At 61.1% G+C, this 10602-nt stretch carries 9 protein-coding genes; 5 read left to right on the top strand and 4 right to left on the bottom strand.

Translation table 11 applies throughout. From position 1 onward, the window contains the following. Positions 1 to 156: 156 nt before the first annotated feature. The 3 genes from HX792_RS06300 to HX792_RS06290 are packed head-to-tail and all read left to right on the top strand — an operon-like array spanning position 157 to position 3722. The gene (locus HX792_RS06300; RefSeq protein WP_176995247.1) at positions 157 to 816 is read left to right on the top strand and encodes a paraquat-inducible protein A; all 660 of its coding nucleotides are present in this window, start codon (positions 157 to 159) and stop codon (positions 814 to 816) included. Further along, entirely contained in the window at positions 803 to 1426 is a 624-nt protein-coding gene (locus tag HX792_RS06295; protein ID WP_176995246.1) for a paraquat-inducible protein A, read from the top strand. Before HX792_RS06300 ends, HX792_RS06295 begins: the two co-directional genes overlap by 14 nt. Then, positions 1419 to 3722, top strand: coding sequence for a PqiB family protein (locus tag HX792_RS06290; RefSeq protein WP_176995245.1), 2304 nt, complete (start codon positions 1419 to 1421; stop codon positions 3720 to 3722). The genes HX792_RS06295 and HX792_RS06290 overlap by 8 nt, the downstream gene beginning before the upstream one ends. Positions 3723 to 3891: 169 nt before the next feature. On the opposite strand, the gene mksF is transcribed toward HX792_RS06290, so the two are convergent. Genes mksF through mksB form a run of 3 tightly spaced genes read right to left on the bottom strand, consistent with a single transcriptional unit; the run spans position 3892 to position 8703 of the window. Beyond that, a complete protein-coding gene (gene mksF, locus HX792_RS06285; protein ID WP_176995244.1) occupies positions 3892 to 6732 on the bottom strand; it encodes an Mks condensin complex protein MksF in 2841 nt (946 codons plus the stop codon). Then, complete coding sequence (gene mksE, locus HX792_RS06280) at positions 6729 to 7436, bottom strand: Mks condensin complex protein MksE (RefSeq protein WP_135290752.1); 708 nt, start codon at positions 7434 to 7436, stop codon at positions 6729 to 6731. Before mksE ends, mksF begins: the two co-directional genes overlap by 4 nt. Beyond that, positions 7426 to 8703, bottom strand: coding sequence for an Mks condensin complex protein MksB (gene mksB, locus HX792_RS06275; protein ID WP_176995243.1), 1278 nt, complete (start codon positions 8701 to 8703; stop codon positions 7426 to 7428). The genes mksE and mksB overlap by 11 nt, the downstream gene beginning before the upstream one ends. Positions 8704 to 8889: 186 nt before the next feature. Here mksB and HX792_RS06270 point away from each other — a divergent pair, with 186 nt between their 5' ends. Further along, entirely contained in the window at positions 8890 to 9636 is a 747-nt protein-coding gene (locus tag HX792_RS06270; RefSeq protein ID WP_176995263.1) for an energy transducer TonB, read from the top strand. Continuing rightward, positions 9629 to 10081, top strand: a complete 453-nt coding sequence (gene rimI, locus HX792_RS06265) for a ribosomal protein S18-alanine N-acetyltransferase (RefSeq protein ID WP_005784514.1) — start codon at positions 9629 to 9631, stop codon at positions 10079 to 10081. Before HX792_RS06270 ends, rimI begins: the two co-directional genes overlap by 8 nt. Positions 10082 to 10191: 110 nt before the next feature. On the opposite strand, the gene HX792_RS06260 is transcribed toward rimI, so the two are convergent. Then, entirely contained in the window at positions 10192 to 10596 is a 405-nt protein-coding gene (locus HX792_RS06260) for a serine kinase/phosphatase (protein WP_176995242.1), read from the bottom strand. Positions 10597 to 10602: the final 6 nt, after the last annotated feature.

The raw sequence follows: 10602 nt of genomic DNA, 5'->3' as shown, positions 1-10602 counted from the left end.
AATTCCAGAACCCCTGTTTGCTAACGCAGACAGGGGTTTTGTTTTGGGCGGTCGAAAACCAGATCACCGTACATCCCCCGACAAATTTGCACAGTTATTTCTGAACCAGACCACTAGAATAGCCACCTAACCTTTTTTAGAGTCTGAGCCCTACCTATGCCGGATCCGGTTGATGCCCTCGAGGTGTCGGATTTACCACTGGACGACCTGGTGGCATGCCATGAGTGCGATCTGCTGATGCGCAAACCATCGCTCGCCCTCGGCGAAAAGGCCCAATGCCCGCGATGCGGTTACGAGCTCTACGCCCACCGTCACAACGTCGTTGAACGCAGCCTCGCGCTGGTGATCGCCGCGTTGCTGTTGTTCATCCCTGCGAACTTTTTACCCATTATGCAGCTCAACTTACTTGGGCAGACGTCCGAGGACACGGTATGGAGCGGTGTCGTGGGCTTGTTCGATACAGGTATGCAAGGCGTCTCCATCGTAGTGTTCCTGTGCAGTATGGGGATCCCTCTGCTCAAACTGCTGTGCCAGTTGGCTGTGTTGCTCAGCATTCGCTGGAACATCGGCCGCAGCTATGGGCTGCTGCTGTACCGCATCTACCATCACATGAAGGATTGGGGGATGTTGGAGGTCTACTTGATGGGCGTACTGGTGGCGATCGTAAAACTCGCCGACATGGCCGCCATCACGATCGGCCTGGGACTGGCCTGCTTTGTCAGCCTATTGATGGTGCAGGTGCTGCTTGAGGTGGTGATGTCGCCCCACCAGATCTGGGAAGCCCTGTCAGGAGAGGATGAACATGCGGGCGATTGATGCAGGCATTCTGATTTGTACCGAATGCCACGAGTTGAACAAGCAGGACCCCGATAACGATGAACAGATCTGCACCCGCTGCGGTGCGTTGATCCATGCCCGTCGTCCTAACAGTCTCACCCGTACCTGGGCGCTGCTGATTACCGCGGCCATCTTGTACATTCCAGCCAACCTGTTACCCATCATGACCATCAACTCGCTCGGCCAGGGTGACCCCAGTACCATCATGGCCGGGGTGATCCAGCTGATGCAGCATGGCATGTTCCCCATCGCTGCCGTGGTGTTCATTGCCAGTATCCTGGTGCCGACCTTCAAGCTGGTGGGCATAGGTCTGCTACTGTTCTCGGTGCAGCGCCATCAACCGCTGTCCGCGCAACAACGTATTGTGATGTACCGTTTTATCGAGTTCATTGGACGCTGGTCCATGCTGGATATCTTCGTGATCGCCATCCTGGTGGCGGTTGTAAACTTTGGGCGACTTGCCAGTGTCGAGGCCAACCTCGGCGCTGCCGCGTTCGCCAGTGTGGTGATCTTGACGATGCTTGCCGCAGTAACTTTTGATCCCCGACTGATTTGGGATAACACGGAGTCGGACGACGACCATGAGTGATTTGCCAAAAGCTAAAACCCGCCCGGCCTCCAACTGGTCGGCCATTTGGGTCCTGCCCCTGATTGCGTTGATCATCGGCGGCTGGCTGGGCTGGCGTGCCTATAACCAGCAGGGCATCGAAATCCAGGTTCGCTTTGAAAGCGGCGAAGGCATCCAGGTCAACAAAACCGAAGTGGTCTACAAAGGCATGCCCGTAGGCAAGGTCAAGGCCTTGGCCCTGGACGATGAGGGTAATAATCGCGGGGTGATTGCCACCATCGAGATGAACAAGGACGTCGAGCAATACCTCAAGACCAACACCCGCTTCTGGCTGGTCAAGCCGAGCGTCAGCCTCGCCGGTATCACCGGCCTGGAAACCCTGGTCTCAGGTAACTACATTGCCGCCAGCCCTGGCGATGGCGAGCCCGCGCGCAAGTTCAAGGCGCTCTCCGAAGAGCCGCCGTTGTCCGATGCCAAGCCCGGCTTGCACCTGACCATCAAGGCCGATCGCCTAGGCTCCCTAAATCGTGGCAGCCCGGTGTTCTACAAGCAGATCCAGGTTGGCCAAGTCAAAAGCTACCTGCTGTCTGAAGACCAGAGCACCGTCGAGATCAAGGTCTACATCGAGCCGACCTACGCCAGCCTGGTGCGCAAACACACACGTTTCTGGAACGCTAGCGGCATCAGCATCGACGCCAACCTCTCGGGCGTAAAAGTGCGCAGCGAATCCCTGTCCAGTATTGTCGCCGGCGGCATCGCCTTCGCCACACCGGAAAACCGCAAGGACAGCCCACCCACCGACCCGAGCCTGCCGTTCCGCCTGTATGAAGACTTCGACGCTGCCGCAGCGGGCATCAAGGTCAAGGTCAAACTGACGGACTTCGAAGGCCTGCAAGCCGGGCGCACACCGGTGATGTACAAAGGCATCCAGGTCGGTAGCCTGAAAACCCTGAAGATCGACCCGGACCTGTCCAGCGCCAACGCCGAGCTGACGCTCGATCCATTGGCAGAAGACTACCTGGTACAAGACACCCAGTTCTGGGTGGTCAAACCGTCGATCTCCCTGGCCGGCATCACCGGCCTGGAAGCCTTGGTCAAAGGTAACTACATCGCTATCCGCCCCGGCGACAAAGGCAGCGCGCCCCAGCGCGAATTCGTCGCACGCGCCAAAGCGCCACCGTTGGACCTGCGCTCCCCAGGCCTGCACATGGTGCTGTTTACCGACAACCTCGGCTCGCTGGATGTCGGCAGCCCGATCCTCTACAAGCAGGTCAAGGTTGGCTCGGTACAGAGCTACCAGTTCTCGCGCAAGAACAAGCAACTGGTGATCGGTGTGCACATCGAGAAGGAATACGAAAACCTGGTCAACGGCTCGACGCGTTTCTGGAACGCCAGCGGCGTTACCCTGACCGGTGGACTCACCGGCGGCATTCAGGTGAAAAGCGAATCCCTGGCCAGCCTGATGGCCGGTGGTATCGCTTTCGAAACCCCAGAGCCGAATGTGCCGTTGAAGAAGCGCATTCCACGGTTCCGTCTGTTCGCTGATCGCGAAGCGGCCAATCAACACGGCACGCTAGTGACCATCAAGGTCGATCGCGCCGACGGCCTGCGCCCAGGCACCCCCATCCGCTTCAAAGGGCTGGACGTGGGCAAGATCGAGAACGTCGACCTCAGTGCCGACATGCAATCGGTCCTGCTCAGCGCGCGCATCACTCAAGTGGCCGATCGCATTGCACGCACGGGCAGCCAGTTCTGGGTGGTCAAGCCTGAGCTGGGCCTGATGAAAACCTCGAACCTGGAAACGCTGGTCACCGGCCAATACATCGAAGTGCAGCCCGCCGTCAAAAACGCCGGGCCGCAAAAAAGCTTCGTGGCACTGGATGAACCGCCGAAAGCCATCCATCAGGAAGAGGGCCTGAGCCTCACGCTTAGCGCCGCCCGCCGTGGTTCGCTGAAAGAGGGCGTTCCAGTGACCTATCGCGAAGTGACCGTCGGCAAAGTCACTGGCTACGAATTGGGCCAGACGGCTGACCGTGTGCTTATCCACATCCTGATCGAGCCCAAATACGCACCGCTGGTACGCAGTGGCAGCCGCTTCTGGAACACCAGCGGTTTCGGCCTCGACTTCGGCCTGTTCAAAGGCGCGACGGTGCGCACCGAGTCTCTCGAAACTCTGGTGGCCGGTGGCATCGCCTTTGCGACACCAGACGGTGAACGCATGGGCAACGCTGCACGGCCACAGCAAACCTTCCCGCTGTTCGACAAGTTTGAAGATGAATGGCTGACCTGGGCGCCGAAGATTCCGCTCGGCAAGTAGACCGAGGCGCGGCCTTCGCGGGCAAGCCCGGCTCCCACAGGGGAATGCATTTTCAGAAACAATGCATTCCAAATGTGGGAGCGGGCTTGCCCGCGATGAGGCCCGAACAGACAACAAAAAAGGCCCCTGGATTCTCATCCAGGGGCCTTTTGCATTTCAGCCGAAAAAATCAGACCTCATCCAACTCCGGCTCATCCGCCTGCACATTCACCGTCGCCTTCACCACATCATGACGACGAATGTACTTCCAATCCGCTTCATCGATATAGATCCCGTTCGGCCCGCTACCGCCTTCCAGGTCGATCGCCACCTGCGCTGACACCTGCGGCTTAACACTCGCCAGGATCGGCACAAAGCCCAGTTGCAAGCTGGTTTCCAGCAACGCCGCCTGGTTCTTCTCGTCGATGTCCGCTGCCTCATCGAGGTAGTAAGGCAGGCGCACGCGCCCGGCCTGGTCGCGGTCCATCAAGTGCAGCAACAAGTACATGTTGGTCAGCGCCTTGATGGTCATGGTGGTGCCGTTGGATGCCGCACCGTCGATGTCGGTGTGAATCACCGGCTGCCCGTGCACCTTGGTAATCTCGAACGCCAGTTCGAACAAGTCCTTGAGGCCCAACTGGTTATGGTTGGCGGCCACCAGGCGGGCCAGGTATTCCTTGGCCTCTTCGTTCTTGTTGTCCTGCTCGGCGCTCTGGCTCAGGTCGAACACCGACAGCGTTTCGCCTTCTTCATACTGGCCGGCACTGTGGATGATCTGGTCGATGTGCTTGAGCGCTTCCTTGTTCGGCGCCAGCACGATGCGGAAGCTCTGCAGGTTGGACACCTGACGCTTGTTGATCTCGCGGTTGAACAACGCCAGTTGATGCTCAAGGCTGTCGTAGTCGCTGCGGATATTGCGCAGGGTGCGCGCGATATCGGTCACCGCCGCCCGGCGTGCCTTGCCCAGGGTCAGGGCTTCGTCGGTACGGTGCGCATAGGCGTTGATCAGCAGTTGCAGGCGCCGCTCAACGTCATCCTCGCTGTCGAACTTGGCCACGCCCTTGAGGCGGACCTGGGCATACAGCGCTTCGATCTGGCCGTCAGCGCGCAGCAAACCTTGCCAGCTGTCCTGATAGTCATTGAGCAACGGCAGCAGGTTGTCCATGGAGTCGTCGACCGGGTCCATGAACGGGGTGCCAAACGGCAAGTCAGCCGGCAGCAACTGACGACGACGCAAGGCGTCATCCAGGGTGCGCTGCTTGGCTTCCATATCGCCGATCTGGCGGCCTACCAGTTGCAGCTTGGCCGAAAGCTGCTGGACGCGCTCGGTAAACGCATCGCTGGAGCGCTTCAACTCGTCTTGCGCCGCTTCCATCTGCGCCAGGTTTTCCAGCTTCTCGCCTTCTTCCGCGCTCAGGGTCTGTGCACGGCGGAAGTCTTCCAGCGCTTTTTGCGCATCCAGCACCTGCTGGTACAGCGCTTCGGTCTGGGTCTTGCTCGCCGCGCGGTCAGCGGCTACGGCCTGCTGGGTCTTGAGCTGCTTGAGTTCTTTTTCCAGGCGCTCTTTCTGGTCGCGCAATGCTGCGCGGTCCGCCAGGGCCTGCAAGGCCGGTGGTTCGATGTGGGAGATGTCGATGGACAGCCCCGGCACTTCAAAGCGCTCACCCTTGAAGCCATCGAGGATCTGTTCCAGGGATTTGACCCACTGGCCGTCCTCGTCCAGCGTGATGCCATGCTCGCCCAGCGGCAGGCTGAACAACGAACTGTTGAACAGGCGCATCAGACGCTCGACGTCCTGCTGCGAGAATTCTTCGCGCAGCTTGGCGTAGCTGTTGTTGTCCGCGTGGTCGAGCTGCTGCTTGACCGACTTCAGGCGCTTCTCCAGGTCGCGCAAGCGTTCGTCCAGGTCCTCGGCGCTGAACTGCCGCGACTGCGCCAGGGCACCCGCCAGTTCATCGTGAGCATCCTTGGCCGCCAGCAACTGCTGCTCCAGCACCTTCACGTCATCGACCAGCGCAAAGCGATGTTTGAGCACCGACAGCTCACCCAGCCAACGCTGAATCCCGCTGATCTCACGCTCCAGGCGCATCAGCTCCTGGGTGCCGCCACGCTGATCGTTCTGCAGCGCGTCCTGCTCGTTGCGGTAGTGCTCGGCCTGAATGGTCAGTTCTTCCTTGCGTGCACTGGCGTAGTCCGACCAGGTGCCCAGCAGCGAATCCAGCAGCGGCGACAGGCGATGCAGTTTGCCGCGCAGGACATCGCGCTGTTTCACGCCATTGGACAGGGCTTCCACCAGCGGGCCAGCGGCTACCAGCGAGTTGTAGTCCTGCTCCATGCGTCGTACATCACGGAAGGCTTCTTCGCACGCGGCGATGTAGTCCACGCTGCCGGAGCGCAGGCTGTGTTCGAACGCATCGAGGAACAGTTGCTTGAGCTTGGCCGCGGTGATTTCGCGCATGTGCAGCAGGTTGATAAACAGTGCGCGGAAGGTCTTCAGGCTCTGCTCGCTGGTGGAGCGCAGCGGAATCAACGTCAGGTCCAGCGGGATCGACGTGTGGCCGCCCACCAGCAAACGGCGCAGTTCATCAGGCTTGAGTTCGTAAGCTTTCAGGCCTTCGCGCTCAAGGTTGGTGAACAGCTCCTTCTGGCGCAGGCAAGTGTCGTTCTTCTGGTAGTGCGCCAAATCCAGCTTGCCGGCATAGGCAAAGAACTGGTGACCGAAACCGCCACCCGGGCCGCGACCGACCACGCCGATCACATGCGGGCCGTGGGGCAGGGACACTTCCACGAGGATGTAGCTGGTGTCGCTGGCAAAGTAGAACCGGCGCGATTGTTCCAGGGTGTACTTGCCGAAACTCATGTCCGACATGCGCGCCAAAATCGGGAACTGCAACGCGTTGATCGACGCGGACTTACCCAGGTTGTTCGCGCCATACACCGACAGCGGCTCTTCCAGCGGGAACAGGCCCAGGCTGTAGCCGGCGGTATTCAATAGGGCGAAGCGGCGGATGCCGTAGCGTTCCTTACTCATGCGTCGGTCTCCTGTTCTTCGGCAATGGCACGGGCCAGGGCGTCTTCTTCGCTTTCATCGGCAAAGTCGCTCAAGTCCAGCGGGTCATCGGTTTTCAGCAATTTCTCATCGCTGTCTTCATCGATGATCACCGGTGCCGGCAACGGCAACACGCTGTGCACGCTGGCCGCCAGGTCGCGGTCCTGCTGCACCGAGAGGCACACGTCGAGGAAACGGTGCATTGGCGGCAGGAAGCGGTACACGCCGTTGTCTTCGCTGGCAAACCCGAGTTGGGTCATGCGGCGCATGATCTTTTCTTCGAGTTCTTCCTGGGTCTGCACCTCGGCCTGGATAAACAGGTCGCGGTACTTCTCCAGCAACGACGGCAGCTCATCGCGGCCCAGGCTGCCACCGTCGAGCACGGCAATCGGGTCGCGGCCCTGGTCGGCCAGGTGCTCGACGATGATGAAGGTGAACAGCGCCAGGCGTTGCGCGGTCTTGTTCACCTGCGCGGCGGCCACGGCGGTGTCCGGCACGAAGTAGTAGAAACCACGGGTGTCGCACACCAGTTCAAAGCCCAGGGCCTTGAACAGCGTGCGGTACTGGTCCTGGAAATTCGACAATTGCGCGTACAGCTCCGGGTCGCGGCGGCTGACGTGATAACCCTTGAACAGCTCGCGAAAGATCGGCGCCAGCTGGGACAGTTCGGAAAGATCAAGATGCATGAGGTGTGCTCGCGGAATTCTCGGTCGCTTCAACAGCGGCCGGGAGCAGGGCGAAGGAGCGCAGGCTGACCTGGTGCTCGTGTGTGTGGTAATCGCGGCGTTCCAGGCGTTCACGCTTGAAGCGTTTTTCGCGGGACAGCCGTGAGAACCAGTACAGCAATTCGTCGGTGGCGCCGTTCGGTTCCTGCTCCAGCAGCCAGGTCATCAGGTCCGGCATCGGCAGCGCGTCTTCGCAGCGCTCGAGCATTTCCTTGACCGTGCGCGGTGCACGCTGGGCGTCGCCTTTGTAGGACTTGTGCGCTTTTGGAAACTTTGCCGGTTTCGGTTCGAAGTTCGCCAGTGCGTATACATAAGCTTCCACCTGGCTCGCGCTGCCGAGGAAGGTGCTTTGCGGCCGGGTGAACATCGGCATCGCCGCTTGCGGCACCGCGTCCAGGCCTTTGCGGCGGATCGCCGACAGGGCCAGCGCCGCGCCACGGGTCACGGCGTTGTGCCGGCGTGCTTCTTCACGCAGGGGCAGCAGCAGTTCCCGCGCATGGCGCAAGGTCAGCTGGGCGCTGGTCTGCATTTCGAGGATGCGCGCGTGGGTGCGCAGCAACATGTCGTCGTCCACCAGGTGGCCCAGGCGCTGTTGCTCGGTGAGCAGGCGCAGCAACACGTTTTCCACCTTGCGCACGCCTTGCTCGAAGGCGCCGTCGGCGTTTACCAGTTGGATCATCGGTTCGACGTATTCGTCCCAGGTCGCCAGGACCTCGGCGTAACGCTGGCGCAACGGGATCTGCCGGTCGCTGGTCTTGGCGCGGTCGGCCACGGCAGCGAGGGCCTGTTCGTCGTTGGCGAGTTTTTTCAGCACGTCCCGCACGCGCATGTCGAGCAAGCGCAGCTGGCGGGCGAGGTCGTGGCCATCACGGATGTCGAAGGCGTCCTGGATATAACCCGCCAGGCGCTCAAGGTGGCGCAGGTAGGCTTCGATTTCCAGGCACAGGCCAAGCCGGTGCTCCTTGCGAAGATAGGCCAGGAAATCGTGGATCTGCGCGTTGAGCTCGAAACGGTTCGGGCTCTTGGCGACAGGCACCAGGATATCCAGGCGAATCCACACGTCCAACAGGCTGGTAATGTCCTGAGGCGTGCTGTCCAGTTGTTGGGCGGCCAATTGTGCGCGCAGCTCGCCCAGGCTCAAGGTGCCTTGGTCGAAGTGTTCGCACAGTGGCTCAAGTAAGGCCCAGTGTTCGGCGAGGGCGCGCAGGACGCGCTTGGGTTCGATCATGGGAAAGGCCGCTGGTTGGCGATGAAAAGTCGCGATTGTACTGCATCGGGCGGGGGATTTATCCACAGCCGGTCAGTGCGCAGTGGGCGATTGTTGCCGAACAGCGGTAGAATCCCCGCTCTTTAGTTATCCACAAGTGGCCGAGCTGTGCTTATCGAGTCCCGACGTCGCGCTTACTTGACCGCCATGCAGGTGGTCAACTGGCTGCCCCGCACCGAACTGCCGTTTGCCGCGCCGTCGCGGCCCGAGCTGCTGGAAGCGCTTGAGCCCTATGACGCATTCGAGGCGTCGGGAGAGGAGGCAGCGGCGCCGGTCGCTGTGACCAAGCCGCCTGCGCCCGTACGTCCGGTGGTGGAACGCGCCAAGATCGAAGTGCCACGCCCTTCGACGGCGGCCAAGGCGCCCGTGGTAGCCGAGGAGGCTGCCCCAGTGGTCAAGGCCCCGGTCGTGCCACCGCCGCGTTTTGCCCTGCAATTGCTGCGCGCCGGGCGCTGCCTGCTGCTGGTGGAACTGCCCACCGGCGAACGCTTCCAGACCCGCGACCCGGCCTACATGCTGCTCAAGGACATGCTGCGCGCCGCCGGCCTGCCCGACAGCCCGCAAATCGTCGGCGACCCGGTGCGCTGGCCGCTCCTGGTACGTGGCAACATGGACCAGGGCCCCGAAGCCGCACGGGATTTTGTGCAAGGTTTTGTGTCGGCACGCCTGGAAGACGAACCCTGCGTGTGCCTGTGGCTGATCGGCCTGCCTGCCGTACGCTTCGCCGGCGAGGCCAATGCCGAAGCGTGGTACCGCGAGCTGCAGGTCGAAGGCCTGGGCTCGGTATGGGCCCTGCCGGGCCTGGAACTATTAATGGAAGAGCCACAGCGTAAGGCTGATGTCTGGCAAGCCATGCGCCGGCTGATGGCGCGCTGGAAAACAACTGATGAGTGAGGCTTTATCCTTCCGCCCGATGACCGAGGCTGACCTCGACGCCGTGCTGAAAATCGAATACGCGGCGTTCAGCCACCCCTGGACCCGCGGAATCTTTCTCGATGGGCTGGGCAAGTACCAGATCTGGCTGATGTTCGAAGGCGAGCAGCAGGTGGGCCACGGCGTAGTGCAGATCATCCTCGATGAAGCGCATCTGCTGAACATCACCGTCAAACCCGAAAACCAGGGCCGTGGCCTTGGCCTGGCGTTGCTGGAGCACCTGATGTCCCGCGCCTACGCCGCCAGTGCCCGGGAGTGCTTCCTGGAAGTGCGCGACAGCAACACCGGCGCCTTCCGCCTGTACGAGCGCTACGGCTTCAACGAAATCGGCCGCCGCCGGGATTACTACCCCGCCGTGGGTGGCCGCGAAGACGCCGTCGTCATGGCCTGCACCCTGGTCGACTAACCAACACACCCCTGTAGGAGCCCGGCTTGCCGGCGATAGCGCCCTCAAGATCGCCATCGCCGGCAAGCCGGCTCCTACAGGTCGTGGTGGATAGTCGGTATGAAGGCGTGTCAGGGCTTACCGTCTATCGGGTCGACATCAGCCAATTCCGCCTCATCCAACCCATTCCCGCCGCCAATCTCATCTTCACCCACGATGCTCAAATCCCAATCCGCCTGGTCACCCTCGCCCAGCTCGCGGGCATCCCGTGCACCGTCTTCATGGATCAGCGTTTCCGGGCTCATGTCATCGTCCGTCGGCTCGTGATCCTCTGTGGATGCGCCGGTAAGCCCGGCCTCACGCACCCGTTCGTCGGGCATCCGGTGTTCACGTTCACGCCGCGGGATCTCATCGCCGATCTCCGCCGTGGGTTCCTCTTCGTCAAAGTCCAGTTCGCGCATCGAACCCATGCGGTCTTCATTGTCATCGATGGGTTCCGGCTGCGTTGCACCGTAGGGACGTCGTGATTCAGTCATGGCCAA

Source organism: Pseudomonas sp. B6002 (genome assembly GCF_013385985.1).
Lineage (GTDB): Bacteria > Pseudomonadota > Gammaproteobacteria > Pseudomonadales > Pseudomonadaceae > Aquipseudomonas.
The sequence above is the reverse complement of the archived record's forward strand: the minus strand, read 5'-3'. Positions and strand labels throughout refer to the sequence as shown.

Coding starts and splice junctions, on each gene's coding strand:
- HX792_RS06300 (WP_176995247.1), top strand. CDS start 157: ATGCCGGATCCGGTTGATGCCCTCGAGGTGTCGGATTTACCACTGGAC.
- mksB (WP_176995243.1), bottom strand. CDS start 8,703: ATGATCGAACCCAAGCGCGTCCTGCGCGCCCTCGCCGAACACTGGGCC.
- HX792_RS06295 (WP_176995246.1), top strand. CDS start 803: ATGCGGGCGATTGATGCAGGCATTCTGATTTGTACCGAATGCCACGAG.
- HX792_RS06270 (WP_176995263.1), top strand. CDS start 8,890: ATGCAGGTGGTCAACTGGCTGCCCCGCACCGAACTGCCGTTTGCCGCG.
- rimI (WP_005784514.1), top strand. CDS start 9,629: ATGAGTGAGGCTTTATCCTTCCGCCCGATGACCGAGGCTGACCTCGAC.
- mksF (WP_176995244.1), bottom strand. CDS start 6,732: ATGAGTAAGGAACGCTACGGCATCCGCCGCTTCGCCCTATTGAATACC.
- mksE (WP_135290752.1), bottom strand. CDS start 7,436: ATGCATCTTGATCTTTCCGAACTGTCCCAGCTGGCGCCGATCTTTCGC.
- HX792_RS06260 (WP_176995242.1), bottom strand. CDS start 10,596: ATGACTGAATCACGACGTCCCTACGGTGCAACGCAGCCGGAACCCATC.
- HX792_RS06290 (WP_176995245.1), top strand. CDS start 1,419: ATGAGTGATTTGCCAAAAGCTAAAACCCGCCCGGCCTCCAACTGGTCG.